Origin of the sequence: Rhizobium sp. LjRoot258 (assembly GCF_964254185.1) — a bacterium.
Classification (GTDB): Bacteria; Pseudomonadota; Alphaproteobacteria; order Rhizobiales; family Rhizobiaceae; genus Rhizobium.
The window spans coordinates 719,312-735,599 of the sequence record NZ_CAXUST020000002.1 but is presented as its reverse complement, the minus strand read 5'-3'; the positions used below and the strand labels follow the sequence as shown (position 1 = coordinate 735,599).

Sequence of the window (16,288 nt, the reverse complement as noted above, 5' to 3'; positions counted from 1 at the left end):
TTCACCAAGAGCGGGAAAATCACCTCGCCAGGGAACAGAATATTCTTCTTCACGAAGCCGGCGTTCCCTCAGGAGGCCGAGAACTGGGGAATTGCAATGCGCAAGAGCCTTCATGACTTCAAGTATCTGACCTTCGATGTCGTCGGCACGCTGATCGACTTCGAGGGTGGTCTTACGGAGTGCCTCGCCGGCATCGCCGCTGAGGCGGGCGTCGTGATCGACGCCGAGGAGGCTCTGAGCCTTTACCGCGCGGCGCGCTACTCCAGGGATGCCGACCTCTTCCCGGATGATCTCATTCGCGTCTATCTGGCGATCGCGCCAAACCTCGGCCTGCCGGTTGAGCGCAAGTGTGGCGAGCGGCTGCGCGATTCCGCAAAACGCTGGAAGGCCTTTGACGACAGCGCCGAAGCGCTGGCCCGGCTTGCCAAAGATTACCGCCTGGTGGCGATGACCAATGCACGTCGTTGGGCATTCGATTACTTCGCGAAGGAACTGGGAAGCCCGTTCTACGCCGCCTTCACCGCCGACGAAACCGGCACAGAAAAGCCCGACCCCGTCTTCTTCGAGAAGGTTTTCGACTTCGTAGCCGCCGAAGGAAGTTCAAAGGACGAGATCCTGCATGTCGCCCAAAGCCAGTACCACGACATTGGGATTTCGCGGGAGCTAGGGATGAGCAATTGTTGGATTGAGCGCCGCCACGGACAGAAAGGCTATGGCGGCACCATCGAGCCGGCCAAATTCACCGAGCCCGACTATCACTTCACCTCCATGAAGGGCCTCGCCAATGCAGTGGCCGCCGCACGGGGCTGAATGAGAACCTTAAAGAACCTGGCCTGAACTTTGCGCCAAGACGAAGACGCGCCAACCAACCACGAAAAGGGGAATGCTATGAACGACAAGATTACCAACTGGACAACATCCGACGACACAAGGGTCGAAAATGCCATTCGCCGTGGCGCGACGCGTCGAGAATTACTCCACATGGTGCTGGCGGGCGGTGTGGCGATGTCGGCGGGCGGCCTCATCCTCTCTCGCGCCTCGCACGCGGTCGCCGCCACACCCGCTTCCGGCGGCGCGCTGAAGGCGGCGGGATGGTCGTCTTCGACGGCCGATACGCTCGACCCCGCCAAGGCATCGCTCTCGACTGACTATGTCCGTTGCTGCTCCTTTTACAATCGCCTCACATTCCTCGACCAGAACGGCGTCCCGCAAATGGAGCTTGCCGAAACAATCGAGTCCAAAGATGCGAAAACCTGGACCGTCAAGCTTAAGAAGGGCGTTACTTTCCACGATGGCAAGCCGCTGACGGCCGACGACGTCGTCTTTTCTCTGAAGCGCCATCTCGACCCGGCGGTCGGTTCGAAGGTCGCGAAGATCGCCGCCCAGATGACGGGCTTCAAGGCAGTCGACAAACAGACCGTCGAGATCACGCTCGCAAATCCGAACGCCGACCTACCGACCATTCTGTCGATGCACCACTTCATGGTCGTCGCCGACGGTACGACGGACTTCTCAAAGGCGAACGGCACGGGCGCCTTCGTCAAGGAGGTGTTCGAACCCGGCGTGCGGTCGGTCGGGATCAAGAACAAGAACTACTGGAAATCCGGCCCGAACGTCGATTCCTTCGAATACTTCGCCATCAGCGACGACAATGCCCGCGTCAACGCACTGCTTTCGGGCGACATTCATCTTGCCGCCTCTATCAATCCCCGCTCGATGCGTTTGGTCGAGACACAGGGAGACGCTTTCGTCCTGTCGAAGACGACGTCTGGCAACTACACCAATCTCAACATGCGACTCGACATGGAGCCCGGCAGCAAGCGAGACTTCATCGAAGGCATGAAGTATCTCGTCAACCGCGAGCAGATCGTCAAGTCGGCGCTTAGGGGCTTGGGTGAGGTCGGCAACGACCAGCCGGTTTCCCCCGCGAATTTCTATCGCAATGCAGATCTGAAGGCACGCGCATTCGATCCCGAAAAGGCCAAGTTCCATTTCGAAAAGGCCGGCGTTCTTGGTCAGTCGGTCCCGGTGATCGCCTCCGACGCGGCGACCTCCTCAATCGACATGGCGATGATCATCCAGGCCGCCGGTGCCGAAATCGGCATGAAGCTTGACGTCCAGCGCGTTCCATCCGACGGTTATTGGGACAATTATTGGCTGAAGGCACCCGTCCATTTCGGCAATATCAACCCGCGCCCGACACCGGACATCCTGTTCTCGCTGCTTTACGCTTCAGAAGCGCCTTGGAATGAGAGCCAGTACAAGTCGGAGAAGTTCGACAAGATGCTGATCGAAGCGCGCGGCTCGCTCGACCAGAACAAACGAAAGGCCATCTACAACGAAATGCAGGTCATGGTCGCCGAAGAAGCTGGCACTATCATTCCGGCCTATATTTCGAACGTCGATGCCACGACTGCCAAACTCAAGGGCCTGGAAGCGAACCCGCTTGGTGGCCAGATGGGCTATGCCTTTGCGGAATACGTCTGGCTGGAAGCCTGACGACGCGACCGGCCACGGGGCTGCAGCCGCACTGCTGTAGCCCCGGGCATTTTTGGATGCGGAAAACGATGTCGAACGTTGAAAGGGAACGCGCGTGAACAACCCGGTCCTATCCCTTGTCCTGGGGAGACTGCTCATCGCCGTGGTCACATTGTTGATCGTCTCCTTCACCGTCTTCTTCGCGACGACACTGCTGCCGGGAGACACGGCAACGATCCTTCTCGGCCAGGCTGCCACACCCGAGGCCGTCGCAGGTCTGCGCAACGCAATGCACCTCGACGAGCCGGCGCTCTTCCGTTTCCTGCGCTGGATTGTCGGCTTGTTGCACGGCGATCTCGGGACCTCCTATGCCAATGAGATGCCGGTTGCCGAGCTGATTGCCGGACGTTTCATCAACACCATGAAGCTTGCCGGCGTGACCGCCTTGTTCTCGGTCCCTATCGCCCTTTCTCTCGGGATCACGGCTGCCATGCTTCGCGGCTCGCTCTATGACCGGATTGTCACCATTTTGACAATCGGGGTGATCTCCGTCCCGGAATTCATGGTCGCGACCTCCGCCGTGCTGATCTTCGCCGTCTATCTAAAGTGGCTGCCGGCGCTGTCTTTCGCCAACGAGATCCATAGCTTGAGCGATATGCTACGAGTCTATGCAATGCCGGTGATCACGCTCACATTCGTCGTTTCCGCGCAGATGATCCGGATGACGCGCGCCGCAGTCATCGAGACGCTCAATACGCCTTACGTCGAGATGGCGCTACTCAAGGGCGCCTCCCGAGCGCGCATCGTCTTCCGTCACGCCTTGCCCAATGCACTCGGGCCGATCGTCAATGCCGTTGCGCTCTCGCTCTCCTATCTGCTGGGCGGCGTCATCATCGTTGAGACGATCTTCAACTATCCAGGGATTGCCAAGCTCATGGTCGATGCTGTTGCGACCCGCGACCTGCCGCTGATCCAAAGCTGCGCGATGATCTTCTGCCTCGGCTACCTGATCCTGATCACGGCTGCCGACATCATCGCCATTCTTTCCAATCCGAGGTTACGATGACAATGACGCCTTCAAGCACTTCGACACCCCTCCGGAAACCCGGAATCCGGCTTGGCTATCGCTTCAACATCGTGGGCATGATCGGCCTTGCGATCATCCTGTCCTGGGCGCTCGTTGCAATCTTTGCACCGCTTATGATCCCCTACCCGGTCGGTGAGATCGTTGATGTCGATTATTTCGGCCCGATGAGCCGTGATCTTTGGCTGGGCTCGGACTATCTCGGCCGCGACATGTTCTCGCGAATCCTGATGGGCGCACGCTATACCGTCGGTATCTCGCTCGCAGCCGTGACGATTGCCTGTTTCAGCGGCGTGGTTCTTGGCATGATCGCCGCCGTCACCGGCGGCTGGATTGATACGATCTTGAGCCGTGTCCTCGACGCGCTGAATTCGATCCCAAGCAAGCTGTTCGGCCTTGTGGTCGTCGCGGCCGTCGGCTCCTCGATCCCGGTGCTGATTTTGACGCTGTCGGTCATCTACATTCCCGGATCCTATCGCTTTGCTCGCGCACTTGCCGTAAACATTAACGCGATGGACTTCATCACTGTCGCGCGCATCCGCGGGGAGAACACCCTCTATCTCATTCGATCCGAGATCCTACCCAACATCGTTGGGCCGGTGCTCGCGGATCTGGGGCTTCGCTTCGTTTTCATCGTTCTCCTGCTCTCCGGGCTCTCGTTCCTCGGCCTCGGTGTTCAGCCGCCTTATGCCGATTGGGGCGCACTTGTGCGCGAGAACATCGGCGGTCTGCCTTTCGGAGCACCGGCCGTTATGTTCCCGTCGCTTGCGATCGCCAGCCTCACGATCAGCGTGAACCTCCTGATCGACAACCTGCCGCAGAAGATCCGCGATCGGAGCGAGTGATGACCAATCTTGTAGAAATCTGTGACCTGAAGGTCGAAGCAACCACCGATTCCGGTCGTCACGTCGAAATCATCAAGGGCGTTAGCCTGGCAGTCGCCGAGGGCGAGATAGTCGCCCTGATTGGGGAAAGCGGTTCGGGAAAGACGACGATCGCATTGACGTTGATGGGTCACGCCCGCCCAGGCTGCCGCATTTCCGGCGGCGTTGTATCGGTCGCCGGCAAGAACATGGTCGCACTTTCGGAAAAGCAGCGCGCCAAGGTACGCGGCACCGAGGTCGCTTACGTACCGCAATCGGCCGCCGCCGCCTTCAACCCGGCCGCCACCATCATGGACCAGGTCATCGAGGTCACCCGCATCCATGGGCTGATGTCGCCCGACGAGGCCCGCACTCGCGCCGTCGAGCTCTTCCGGGCGCTGTCCCTGCCCGAGCCGGATACGATCGGCAGCCGTTATCCGCATCAAGTCTCCGGCGGACAGTTGCAGCGGCTTGCGGCTGCCATGGCCCTGATCGGCGACCCCAAGCTCGTCGTCTTCGACGAACCGACCACGGCACTCGACGTTACCACGCAGATCGAGGTTCTGCGCGCCTTCAAGGCAGTCATGAAGAAGGGCGGGATCGCAGGCGTCTATGTCTCGCACGATCTTGCTGTCGTCGCCCAGATTGCCGACCGCATCGTCGTTTTGAAAGGTGGCGAGGCGAAGGAGACCGGCACCACCGAAGAGATCCTCAACGAAGCGAAGCATCCCTACACGCGCGAACTGCTCGCCGCCTTCGAGCCAAAGTCGCGCGGGCCTGTCGCCGCCGCACAGACTTCGCCTGCTCCGCTTCTGAAGATCGAAGACCTGGTCGCCGGTTATGGTCAGCGCCAGACCGACGGGCTGCCGCTCGTGCGGGCTGTGGAGCATGTGAGCCTCAAGGTGGAGAAAGGTCGCAACCTCGGCATCATCGGGGAATCCGGTTGCGGAAAGTCGACGCTCGCCCGCGCCATAGCCGGCATCTTGCCGGCCGCCGTCGGCAAGATCGTCTTCGACGGCAAGGAACTCGGTCGCAGCGCACGCGAGCGCTCACGCGACCAGCTTCGCCAGATGCAAATCGTCTTTCAATATGCTGACACGGCGCTCAATCCGGCAAAGTCGGTCGAGGATATCCTGGACCGGCCCCTTGTCTTCTACCATCGCATGGACAGAAAGGCGCGTAGCGCCCGCATCGACGAGTTGCTCGATATGGTGCGCCTACCGCGCAATCTGCGCCACCGGCGCCCGGGAGAGCTTTCCGGCGGCCAGAAGCAGCGCGTGAATTTTGCCCGCGCATTGGCCGCTGACCCTAAGTTGATCCTCTGCGACGAGATCACCTCGGCACTCGATACGGTTGTCGCCGCCGCCGTCATCGATCTCCTCAAGGACTTGCAACGCGACCTCGGACTCTCCTACATTTTTATCAGTCACGACTTGTCCGTGGTCGAGGCGATCTGCGACGAGATCGTTGTGATGTATGGCGGCAGAAAGGTCGAGGAAATCATGCCGGCCAAGGTCAAGACGCCGCAGCACCCCTATTCGCAATTGCTCTTCTCGTCGGTGCCGAAGCTCGACCCCACCTGGCTCGATGGTCTTCAACAGGATGCCGAGTTGGTTCGGGCCTATTGCCGGCGCTGAGGTGTTTGCGCCTCATGTTCAAAACGACACAGCCTTACATTGGAAACAGGCTGGTCAGTGGCATGTGGGCTTTTACGATCGGCGACTTTAGAACGACGAAGCTGAAATATTTATCGATGCCGACATCCATGTCGGTCAGGCGTTCCATGATGGTTTGGTATTCGCCAATACCGGCAGTCACGAATTTCAGCAGATAATCGTACCCGCCAGATACGAGGTGGCACTCGATCACATTGTCAACCTTCTCGATCGCGGCGAGAAACCGGGCAAAGTCTATCTGCCGGTGGTTTTTCAGTGTGATCTCCGTGAATACAGTTAGCGTCTGGCCCAGTTTGCCGACATTGATCTGCGCAGAATAGCCTCCGATGTAACCCTCCGACTGCAGCTTTTTCACCCGCATCAGGCAGGGACTCGGCGACAGAGCAACAAGCTCCGCAAGTTCGACGTTGGTGATGCGTCCGTTCTTTTGTAGTTCGTAGAGAATCTTGATGTCGATCCTGTCGAGCTTCATGCGGCACCTCTTCGGATTCTCTGTCTTGGCCAATCGCACAGCAGATTATGCTGCGAAACACATTGCGCCGAACCTAGCACAAAGGGCCGGTGTGTCGATTTCATTTTGCCTCTTGCGCCGAAGCACAAAGGCCCGAGCACATCCGGGAAGACAGAATTTTCTGCTGCCATCGGCGACAGTCCGGCAACGCTGCAGCGGAGAAACCGCTAGACTGAGTCCGAAACGGAGACCATGCCATGCCTGCACCGCTGAAATTTGTCGCTACGACTCCGGAGCTGCCCGCTGCTGCGGACGCGGTGATCATCGGTGGCGGCATCGTCGGCGTCTTTGCAGCGTACTATTTGGCGAGGCGCGGATTGAAGGTAGCGCTCGTTGAAAAAGGTCGGATCGGCGCAGAACAATCGAGCCGCAACTGGGGCTGGTGTCGCCAGCAGAACCGCGACGCTCGCGAACTTCCGATGGCAACAAAGAGCCTCGATCTATGGGAGAGCTTCGCCGCCGAAACGGGAGAAGATACGGGCTTTCGCCGCTGCGGGCTTTTCTATTTGAGCAACAGTGACGAGGAACTGGCCGGCTGGGCGCGGTGGCGCGACTTCGCCCGCACCGCCGGTGTCACCACCCATATGCTCGACAGTGTCGAAGCGACGGAGCGCGGCCGCGCGACTGGCAAGCCTTGGAAGGGTGGAGTCTTTTCGCCGACCGACGGCACCGCCGATCCGGCGTCCGCAGCACCGGCCGTCGCGGCCGCGACCCTGAAGCTCGGAGGAACAGTCCACCAATCCTGCGCCGCCCGCGGTATCGAGACCGAGGGCGGCCGCGTCTGCGGCGTTGTCACGGAACACGGCACCATTCGCACCAAAATCGCGGTGCTTGCCGGCGGTGCCTGGGCGTCCTCCTTCTGCCACCAGCTTGGCATCCGCTTTCCGCAGGCCTCTATCCGCTCTTCGATCCTTTCCGTCTCGCCCGGCGCCACGGGCCTGCCAGATGCGCTACATACGGCTGCCGTTTCTGTCACCCGTCGCGGCGACGGCGGCCATACGCTGGCAATCAGCGGCGGCGGGCGCGTCGATCTGACGCCGCAACAGCTCCGTTTCGCGCCCCATTTCCTGCCAATGTTCGTCCGGCGCTGGCGCAGCCTGGCGCCGGGTGGCTTGCAGGGAATTCGCTCAGGGCATGAGACACTGGCACGCTGGCGGCTGGACGCGCCCACGCCGATGGAGCGCATGCGCATCCTCGATCCGGCAATCGATAAGCGGACCATTCGCATCACCCATTTGCGTGCGCTGGAACTATTGCCGGCTTTAAAGAACACCAAGATCACTGCCGCCTGGGCAGGCTATGTCGACAGTACCCCCGATGGAGTGCCGGGGATCGGCGAAATAGCGACCGTTCCCGGCTTCGTCTTAGCCGCCGGCTTCAGTGGTCACGGTTTCGGCATCGGTCCCGGCGCAGGTCACCTGATTGCCGATATCGTGACCGGCGACGAGCCGATCGTCGACCCTCGGCCCTACCATCCAGACCGCTTCTTAACATCTGCCTGGGGGAAAGTAGCCGATTTCTGAGCGCTGACGCATCGGAGAAATCGGGGTCGGAGTTGAAGAACGAAACCATCCCGTGCGACCGCGTTCAATGTCAAACCAGCTCCCCCCAAGATCATGAATGCCGAGGGACGCATTCAGTCATCCGCCAGCAAAGCCAATTTCCACACATCCACGGAGAACCCCATGAAGAACGCTCACAGGTTCTACATAGACGGTGAATGGGTCGAGCCCGAGACACTAAGCAAGCACGACGTCATTGATCCATCGACCGAGCAGGTGATCGGGACGATTGCGATCGGCAGCGCAGCGGATGCCGAAAAAGCGATCAAAGCTGCGCGCAATGCCTTTGCCGGCTTTTCTAGGACGACGAAGGATGATCGGCTGGCGCTGCTGAAGCGGGTTCTTACAATCCTGAAGCGTCGCAAGGATGAGATCGGCGACATGATCTCGCGCGAGATGGGAGCGCCGCTCATCATGGCCCGGGCAGAACAGGCCGGCCTCGGCGCGGCCCATTTCGAGGAGACGATCCGCGCCTTCAAGACATTCGACTTTGAATACATGCAGGGCTCAACCCGAATCGTCCATGAACCGATTGGGGTCGTCGCAATGATCACACCCTGGAACTGGCCAATCAACCAGATCGTCTGCAAGGTCGCGCCCGCACTCGCGACCGGTTGTACAATGGTGCTCAAGCCGTCTGAGATCGCTCCCTTCAACGCTGTCATTTTGGCCGAGATCATGCAGGAGGCTGGCGTGCCAAAGGGGGTTTTCAACTTGGTTCAGGGTGACGGCCCGACGGTCGGCACGGTGTTGGCCAGCCATCCGGACGTCGACATGGTATCCTTCACTGGCTCAACGCGCGCCGGTATTGCCGTTGCGCTGGCAGCAGCGCCCACCGTTAAACGGGTACATCAGGAACTCGGCGGCAAATCACCGAATATCATATTGCGAAGCGCCGATCTTGCCGGCGCAGTCAGGGCCGGCGTTCGCCGGTGCTTTGCCAATTCTGGTCAGTCGTGCAACGCGCCGACGCGGATGCTCGTACCTGTAGAGCGTATGGACGAAGCAAGCGCTGTCGCGGCGCGAGAAGCAGCAGCGCTCGTCGTGGGTCCTCCATCCGATCCTCGTACCGACATCGGACCGGTCGCAAGCGCTACCCAGTTCGAAAAAATCCAGGCGCTGATCGAGAAGGGTATCGCGGAAGGAGCGGAGCTAGCTGCCGGCGGTCCCGGTCGGCCATCGCATCTCAGTTCGGGTTACTATGTGCGCCCGACCGTGTTTTCGCGGGTGACCAATTCGATGACGATCGCGCGCGAGGAGATCTTCGGTCCGGTGCTCTCCATCATCGGCTACGAAACCGAGGACGATGCGGTGGCGATTGCTAATGACACGCCTTATGGCCTCGCGTCCTTCATCCATGGCGCTCAGTCGGAAGCGCGGACGCTGGCACGCAGATTGCGCACCGGCAGTGTTCGCCTCAACGGCCCGGCATGGGATGGTGCCGCCCCCTTCGGCGGTTACAAGCGGTCAGGCAACGGCCGTGAATACGGTAAGTTCGGGCTACATGAGTTCACTGAGATCAAGGGCATCGTCGGATATGCGAGCGACTGAACGATTTGATCCCTGCCGCCGCACTACGCGTTTGGCTACCACCCCCGGGTCAAGTATCAGAAACAGCCAAATATTCGCAAATAAGTTCTGATGCGGACGCCGCATTGGCAGATTGAGCCGCTCAAGAAGCCTAGTCTCAGGTGACCGATGAACTCGATCGACAGTCTTGCATGAACATCGTTGCAGCGGGTCGGATGGCCGACGACGAGAGCGAAGCGACGTGGCAACGTATTCGCGCGGCATACCCGGCGCAGGAGCCGTTCTTGAACTTGAACAACGCGGCGGTCAGTCCCCCACTGATCATTGTTGAGGAGGCGATGATCGACGCCTATCGCTTCATCAGACGCAATCCCGACTACAACACGTGGCGTAAGCTCGACACCGCCCTGCCCGGAATTAAGCGCAGATTGGCGGGGATGATTGATTGCACATCCGATGAGATCGCGCTGAACCGGAACTCGTCCGAGGATCTTTCGACCGCGATTTTCGGGATACCGCTCGCCAAAGGCGATCAAGTGCTGATCTCGCCGGGGGATTATCCCAGTGTCCGATGGAATAGTCGGAAGACTCGGGGACACATGCTTCCGCTCAAAAGAATGGTCAGTTTCCCCGCAATCGCGTCGCGATCATGGTCCCGCTCGGTTCCGCAAGGGATTGATGAACTGGGCGCCGGCAAAATCCTTTTCGTTGTCCGTAACCACCACACCATCATTCGCGCCTGCAATGAGCGCCGGTTAGGCTTTGATCTCGACGGTTTCGGGTTTCGGGCGCTTGGATACGTCGGGAACATTGCCCTTGAAGACGCGCCTGACACTGACAAACAACAGCGGGATGAAAAATATCCCAATGACCGTTGCCGAGATCATACCGCCCATCACACCGATACCGATTGAGTTCTGGCTGCCGGATCCGGCTCCATTGGCAATGGCAAGTGGCAAAACCCCGAGAATAAAGGCCAAGGAGGTCATGAGGATCGGCCGCAGACGCTGGCGGGAGGCCTCAAGAGTGGCCGTGAAGAGATCCTTGCCGGTTTTTTGCTGGTCGATCGCAAATTCGACAATCAGGATCGCGTTCTTGGCTGCGAGGCCAATTGTCGTCAGCAATCCCACCTTGAAGTAGACGTCATTGGTCTGGCCGAACAAAATAGCGGCAAGCAAGGCCCCAAAGACACCGATAGGGACCGACAGCATGACGGCGACCGGGATCGACCAGCTCTCGTATAATGCCGCCAGCGCCAGGAACACCACGAGAATGGAGATAGCGTACAACTGGGTCGCCTGGTTTCCTGAGAGGCGCTCCTGCGCCGACAGGCCGGTCCATTCGTGGCCGAAGCCTTCCGGTAACTGAGCCACCAGATCATCAATCTCGTTCATGGCATCGCCGGATGATACACCTGTCGCTGCCGACCCTTGGATTTCGACCGCAGACGAACCGTTATAGCGTTCGAGGCGCGGCGACCCAAATTTCCAGTGTCCACTTGCGAAGGCTGAGAACGGCACCATCTCGTCGTCGGAGTTCTTGACGTACCAACGATCGAAGTCCTCAGGCTGCATTCGAAACTCCTTGTCAGCCTGTACATAGACCTTCTTGACGCGCCCCCGGTCGATGAAATCATTGACATAGTTGCCGCCCCAGGCCGTCGAGAGTGTCGCATCGATATCGGAGAGATCGAGGTTGAGTGCACTCGCCTTTTCCTGATCGATGTCGACAGAATATTGCGGCGAATCTTCCTGCCCGTTTGGGCGCGTGCCGCTCAATTTGCTGCTCTTGCCAGCTGCGGCGAGCAGTTGGTTTCTGACGTCGATCAATTGCTGATGACCCGTTGCATTCATGTCCTTGAGGTAAAAGTCGAAGCCAGCATTGTTGCCGAAGCCGGGGATGGCCGGAGGCGCCAAAGCGAACACGTTGCCGTCCCTGATCTTGGAAAAAGCCGCCATCGCGCGCCCCGCGACGGCTTGCGCCTTCGATTGGGGAGTCGTCCGCTCGGAAAAATCCTTCAGCTTTACGAAGGCGATACCGACGTTTTGCCCTTGGCCACCAAAGCCAAATCCAACCACTGCCATCACCCCTGTTACGTAGTCCTTTTCATCGTTGAGATAGTGGTCGGTAACCTGCTGCAACACCTTCTGCGTGCGATCCGCCGTGGCGCCGACCGGCAACTGAACGCTGGTGATGAGGATTCCTTGATCTTCCTCGGGCAGGAACGAACTGGGCAATCGTGTGAAGAGGTAACCGACGGAAGCAGCGATCAGGAGGAAAATGCAAAGAAAGACAGCGCTGCGCCGCAGCATGCCACCAACGCCGCGCTGGTATGCTGTTGTGCCGCGCTCGAAGTTGCGGTTGAAAAACCCGAACACGCCGCGCTGTTTGGCGCCGTGCCTGGGTTTCTTCAGGACGGTGGCGCATAGCGCCGGGGTGAGGACGAGTGCGACGATCACGGAAAGCAGCATCGCCGACACGATGGTCACCGAAAACTGGCGGTAGATGACGCCGACGGAGCCTGAAAAAAATGCCATCGGAATAAACACGGCAGACAGGACAGTGGCGATACCGATCAATGCGCCAGTGATCTCGTCCATTGACCTTATGGTTGCCTCCCTTGGCGAGAGATCCTCCTCCTCCATGACGCGCTCGACGTTTTCGACGACGACGATGGCGTCGTCGACGAGAAGCCCAATCGCGAGCACCATGCCGAACATCGTCAGCGTGTTGATCGAATAACCGAAGTAGGCAAGGACCCCGAATGTGCCGAGGAGCACGACTGGTACGGCAAGTGTCGGAATGATCGTCGCCCGCAGATTTTGCAGAAAGACAAACATAACGAGGAAGACCAGCACGATGGCTTCGATGAGGGTCTTGACGACGTCTTCGATCGACAGCTTTACGAACGGCGTCGTGTCGTATGGGTAAACAACCTCGACGTTGGGCGGCAAGGTCCCCCGTAGGCTGTCGACCGTCGACTGAACGGCCTCAGCCGTGTCAATCGCATTTGCGCCGGAGGCCAGGTTGATAGCAAGACCGGCTGAGGGTTTGCCGTTGTAGGTACTGAAGCTGGAGTAGCTATCCGCTCCTATTTCCACGGTCGCGACATCATTGAGACGAACGAGCGAGCCGTTGCTGTCGCTTTTGAGAATGATGTTCTGGAACTGCTCGGGCGTCTGGAGGCGGCTCTTGGCAGTAACCGTGGCGTTGAGTTGCTGGCCCTTGCGCTGCGGCAGTGCACCGATCTGACCTGCGGCAACCTGCGTGTTTTGCGCTTCGATAGCAGAGGTGACGTTGCTGACCATCAGCGAGTACTTCGCGAGCATGTCAGGATCCACCCAGATGCGCATGGCATATCCCGAGCCGAAAAGCTGCGTGTCGCCAACACCTGCAACCCGTTTCAGCGTGTCATTCAGCGAGCTGTTGACATAGTCGGCGAGATCAGTTGACGTCAGCTTCCCGTCGGTAGAGACAAAACCAATGACCATCAGGAAGTTGGATGTGGATTTGGTGACCGTCAGCCCAGTGTTTTGAACGCTTTGTGGCAGCTGTGCCTGGACAAGCTGCAGCTTGTTTTGCACCTGCATCTGGGCCACGTCAGGATTTGCCGCACTGGTGAAGGTGAGCGATATTGACGCCTGACCAGTCGACTGGGATGTCGATGCCATATAGTAGAGATTGTCGAGACCGGTCATACCCTGCTCGATGACCTTCGTTACCGAGTTTTCGACCGTTTGTGCGTCGGCGCCCGGATAATTTCCGGATATCCTTACCGTTGTTGGCGCGATCTGTGGATACTGAGAGATTGAAAGTGTTGTGATCGACAAAATGCCCGCGAGCATGATGACGATTGCGATGACCCAGGCAAACACCGGCCTGGCAATGAAGAACCGAGACACGTGATCACCTCACTTGGAAACAGGAGTGTTGGCCGCTTCCTTCACAGGAGCAGCGCTTGTGTCAGCCGCCTGATTGATCTGACCGGTTGCATCATCGACCACCACATCATCGACCTTGACATCTTGCCCGTCTCGCACACGCTGCAGACCTTCGACGATGACACGGTCGCCGTCAGTTATACCCTCTGCAACAAGCCAGCTGTTGCCGACGCTTCTTTGTACTGAAAGCGTCCGCCTCTGCACCTTTCCATCTGAAGACACAAACAAAGCGAGTGGCTGGCCCTTCGCATCACGTGTGACAGCTCGCTGAGGCACGAGAAAGCTATTGGGGGCAATCCCCTCTTCGATTGTTGCCCGGACATACATGCCGGGCAGAAGAAGTCGGTCGGGATTTGGGAAGGTGGCACGCGCGGTCACGGTGCCTAGTGTCTGCGAAACAGCGGCTGTCGAGAATTCGAAGGTTCCAGGCAGGGGGTACTTCGATCCATCTTCAAGCCTGAGGTTGACCGAGACGTTGTTGCCGACAATCTTTATCCTCCCCTCGGATATCGCTCGACGGACCGCCAGTAGGTTCGCGCTGGATTGGGTGGCGTCGACGTTGATCGGATCGAGCTGATTTATCGTGGCGAGCGCCGTCGTCTGCTCAGCCGTCACCAATGCGCCCACTGTCACTGATGATGCGTCGATGCGGCCCGAGATCGGCGCACGGATTCTTGTATAGTCGAGATTGATGCGGGCAGTCTCGAGCGCGGCCTTGGCCGAGGCGACATCGGCCTGCGCCTGCGCCAGTGTTGATAGCGCATCGTCGAGATCCTGCTTGCTGACGACTGACTGGGAGGTCAGGCCTTGATATCGGTCTACCTTGGCCTGGGCACTGGGAACAGCACCCTCGGCTCTCTGCAGTCCCGCGACTGCGCTGTCGAAGGCTGCCTGATAGGCGCTGGGATCGATCTCGTAGAGAACGTCTCCAGCGTTGACCTCGCTGCCTTCCCTGAAATTGCGGGCCCGGATAATGCCTCCGACCTGTGGGCGGACTTCGGCGATCAGCGATGCTGCTGTCCGGCCCGGGACCTCTGCCGTTATTGTCACAGATTGTGGATGCAGCGTGACCGCACTGACTTCCGGCTTTGCGTCGGCGGTCGCCTTTTGTTGGGCACCCTGCTCGTTACAGGCAACGAGCGCCAATCCAACGGCTGCGATCTGGGTGAACAGAATAAGGCGCGTTCTCTGTAACAAAAACATTGATTGCTCCTGAATGTGCCGCTGCTGCTGGCCAACGCACACGCTAAAGTTCTGGTGTAGTCGCGGGATGTTTCAAGAGGCCGATGTGTAACGACTACTCGCGATTCCTGTCTCCAGCGACATTTGATTTAAAGATCGATCCGTGCCTTGCCATTCGCCGTGCCGGGCGGCCTGCCCGGCCAAGTCATGCACGGGCCGCGCGGCGGTCCCCCTTAAAGGTTGTCCAATCGCGCGCCGAGGCGCTCGATTGCTGGGGCTGCCTGATCAAGCACAGCTGTGCGACCGACAGCATCCCTGTGGCGACATAAGTGTCGGCGCATTGTATGGGGTGCTTCGCCGTTGTATCCTGTGGTCTGACAAGGGCGCAAACTACGCAGTGCATAGCCGGAGCCAAAGTCCGGTCGCATGTTTCAACCCGTGAACAAATAGCCGCGGATCATGGAACTGATCGTCGTCATCGGATTGATCGTCGTCAAGGTCGCGTTGCTGATTGCGATGCTGCTGCTGCTGCCCTTGCCTCTAACCTGGCTGGAACGCAAGATCGCCGGACACATGCAGCAACGGATGGGGCCGATGCGCGTCGGGTGGCACGGGCTGCTGCAGCCGATTGCGGACGGAATCAAGCTCTTGACCAAAGAGGACCACATCCCGGCCGAGGCTGATCGCTTCCTGTTCAAAGTGGCTCCCATCCTGGCGCTCGCCCCGCCCTTTGTCGTATTCGTCACGATCCCCTTCGGCGAAACCGTCTCGGTCCTCGGCGCCGAGGTCACGCTCTACGTTTCCAACATGAATGTAGCGCTCCTTTTCGTCTTCGCGGTGATCGGGATCGAGGTGTATGGCGTTATCTTCGGCGGCTGGGCCGCTAACAGCAAATACGCTGTCCTGGGCAGCCTGAGGACCTGCGCGCAGATGATAAGCTACGAGATCCCAATGGGGTTTGCGGTGATCGGCGTGGTCATGTTGGCGCAATCCATGAGCCTGCTCGACATCGTGCGAGCGCAAGCCGATGTCTGGAACATCGTCTACCAACCGATCGGATTCTTCGTGTTCTTCGTCGCCGGACTGGCCGAAGCACAGCGCATTCCATTCGACCTGGCGGAAGCGGAAGGCGATCTCGGCGCCGGGTTCCATACCGAATACAGTGGTATCCGGTTTGCGTTCTTCATGGTCAGCGAATATGCCATCGTCTTGCTGGTGTCGGTCCTCGTGGTGATCCTGTTCTTCGGCGGTTGGAACGGCGTACTGATCCCTTTGCCACCTCTCCTCTGGTTTCTGCTCAAGGTCGCGTTCTTCGTCTACTTGTTCATATGGTTCCGCTTCACGTTCCCTCGCTACCGCTACGACCAACTGATGGCGATCGGATGGAAAGTCTTGCTTCCTTTGTCGATGGCGAACATAATCATAACTGGTCTTGTTTTCTTTTAGGGGCCGCAGCGGCTC

11 protein-coding genes and 1 pseudogene are annotated in these 16,288 nt (G+C 59.0%); 8 read left to right on the top strand and 4 right to left on the bottom strand.

Annotation, left to right across the window (positions count from 1 at the left end; genetic code table 11):
* Positions 1-96: 96 nt before the first annotated feature.
* The 5 genes from ACSQ9D_RS24340 to ACSQ9D_RS24320 all read left to right on the top strand — a co-directional run bounded on the left by ACSQ9D_RS24340 (position 97) and on the right by ACSQ9D_RS24320 (position 6,062).
* On the top strand, positions 97-810 hold the full coding sequence (locus tag ACSQ9D_RS24340) for an HAD-IA family hydrolase (protein WP_436284446.1): 714 nt from the start codon (positions 97-99) through the stop codon (positions 808-810).
* 78 nt (positions 811-888) lie between these two features.
* Positions 889-2,499 (top strand): ABC transporter substrate-binding protein, encoded by a 1,611-nt coding sequence (locus ACSQ9D_RS24335; protein ID WP_436284445.1) that lies wholly within the window; start codon positions 889-891, stop codon positions 2,497-2,499.
* Positions 2,500-2,593: 94 nt separating this feature from the next.
* The gene (locus ACSQ9D_RS24330; protein ID WP_436284444.1) at positions 2,594-3,544 is read left to right on the top strand and encodes an ABC transporter permease; all 951 of its coding nucleotides are present in this window, start codon (positions 2,594-2,596) and stop codon (positions 3,542-3,544) included.
* The gene (locus ACSQ9D_RS24325; protein ID WP_436284443.1) at positions 3,541-4,407 is read left to right on the top strand and encodes an ABC transporter permease; all 867 of its coding nucleotides are present in this window, start codon (positions 3,541-3,543) and stop codon (positions 4,405-4,407) included. The genes ACSQ9D_RS24330 and ACSQ9D_RS24325 overlap by 4 nt, the downstream gene beginning before the upstream one ends.
* Complete coding sequence (locus tag ACSQ9D_RS24320; protein ID WP_436284442.1) at positions 4,407-6,062, top strand: ABC transporter ATP-binding protein; 1,656 nt, start codon at positions 4,407-4,409, stop codon at positions 6,060-6,062. The genes ACSQ9D_RS24325 and ACSQ9D_RS24320 overlap by 1 nt, the downstream gene beginning before the upstream one ends.
* Before the next feature lie 34 nt (positions 6,063-6,096).
* On the opposite strand, the gene ACSQ9D_RS24315 is transcribed toward ACSQ9D_RS24320, so the two are convergent.
* On the bottom strand, positions 6,097-6,573 hold the full coding sequence (locus ACSQ9D_RS24315) for an Lrp/AsnC family transcriptional regulator (RefSeq protein WP_024315500.1): 477 nt from the start codon (positions 6,571-6,573) through the stop codon (positions 6,097-6,099).
* A gap of 236 nt (positions 6,574-6,809) precedes the next feature.
* On the opposite strand from ACSQ9D_RS24315, the gene ACSQ9D_RS24310 reads away from it, so the two are divergent.
* Both ACSQ9D_RS24310 and ACSQ9D_RS24305 read left to right on the top strand, forming a co-directional pair.
* Positions 6,810-8,135, top strand: coding sequence for an NAD(P)/FAD-dependent oxidoreductase (locus tag ACSQ9D_RS24310; protein WP_436284441.1), 1,326 nt, complete (start codon positions 6,810-6,812; stop codon positions 8,133-8,135).
* A 162-nt stretch (positions 8,136-8,297) separates the two neighbouring features.
* The gene (locus ACSQ9D_RS24305; protein ID WP_436284440.1) at positions 8,298-9,725 is read left to right on the top strand and encodes an aldehyde dehydrogenase family protein; all 1,428 of its coding nucleotides are present in this window, start codon (positions 8,298-8,300) and stop codon (positions 9,723-9,725) included.
* A gap of 626 nt (positions 9,726-10,351) precedes the next feature.
* On the opposite strand, the pseudogene ACSQ9D_RS24300 reads toward ACSQ9D_RS24305, so the two are convergent.
* The 3 genes and pseudogenes from ACSQ9D_RS24300 to ACSQ9D_RS24290 form a co-directional block, all read right to left on the bottom strand.
* A pseudogene (locus ACSQ9D_RS24300) lies at positions 10,352-10,456 on the bottom strand (VapC toxin family PIN domain ribonuclease); the annotation flags it as partial.
* Positions 10,457-10,459: 3 nt separating this feature from the next.
* Positions 10,460-13,606 (bottom strand): efflux RND transporter permease subunit, encoded by a 3,147-nt coding sequence (locus tag ACSQ9D_RS24295; RefSeq protein WP_436284439.1) that lies wholly within the window; start codon positions 13,604-13,606, stop codon positions 10,460-10,462.
* 9 nt (positions 13,607-13,615) lie between these two features.
* Complete coding sequence (locus ACSQ9D_RS24290) at positions 13,616-14,848, bottom strand: efflux RND transporter periplasmic adaptor subunit (RefSeq protein WP_436284438.1); 1,233 nt, start codon at positions 14,846-14,848, stop codon at positions 13,616-13,618.
* Positions 14,849-15,286: 438 nt separating this feature from the next.
* Here ACSQ9D_RS24290 and nuoH point away from each other — a divergent pair, with 438 nt between their 5' ends.
* A complete protein-coding gene (nuoH, locus tag ACSQ9D_RS24285; RefSeq protein ID WP_436284437.1) occupies positions 15,287-16,273 on the top strand; it encodes an NADH-quinone oxidoreductase subunit NuoH in 987 nt (328 codons plus the stop codon).
* The last annotated feature ends 15 nt before the right edge of the window (positions 16,274-16,288 follow it).

What these genes read in the sequence shown, in the direction of transcription:
- ACSQ9D_RS24305 (WP_436284440.1), top strand. Translation starts at nt 8,298, where the DNA reads ATGAAGAACGCTCACAGGTTCTACATAGACGGTGAATGGGTCGAGCCC.
- ACSQ9D_RS24340 (WP_436284446.1), top strand. Translation starts at nt 97, where the DNA reads ATGCGCAAGAGCCTTCATGACTTCAAGTATCTGACCTTCGATGTCGTC.
- ACSQ9D_RS24320 (WP_436284442.1), top strand. Translation starts at nt 4,407, where the DNA reads ATGACCAATCTTGTAGAAATCTGTGACCTGAAGGTCGAAGCAACCACC.
- ACSQ9D_RS24315 (WP_024315500.1), bottom strand. Translation starts at nt 6,573, where the DNA reads ATGAAGCTCGACAGGATCGACATCAAGATTCTCTACGAACTACAAAAG.
- nuoH (WP_436284437.1), top strand. Translation starts at nt 15,287, where the DNA reads ATGGAACTGATCGTCGTCATCGGATTGATCGTCGTCAAGGTCGCGTTG.
- ACSQ9D_RS24310 (WP_436284441.1), top strand. Translation starts at nt 6,810, where the DNA reads ATGCCTGCACCGCTGAAATTTGTCGCTACGACTCCGGAGCTGCCCGCT.
- ACSQ9D_RS24335 (WP_436284445.1), top strand. Translation starts at nt 889, where the DNA reads ATGAACGACAAGATTACCAACTGGACAACATCCGACGACACAAGGGTC.
- ACSQ9D_RS24290 (WP_436284438.1), bottom strand. Translation starts at nt 14,848, where the DNA reads ATGTTTTTGTTACAGAGAACGCGCCTTATTCTGTTCACCCAGATCGCA.
- ACSQ9D_RS24325 (WP_436284443.1), top strand. Translation starts at nt 3,541, where the DNA reads ATGACAATGACGCCTTCAAGCACTTCGACACCCCTCCGGAAACCCGGA.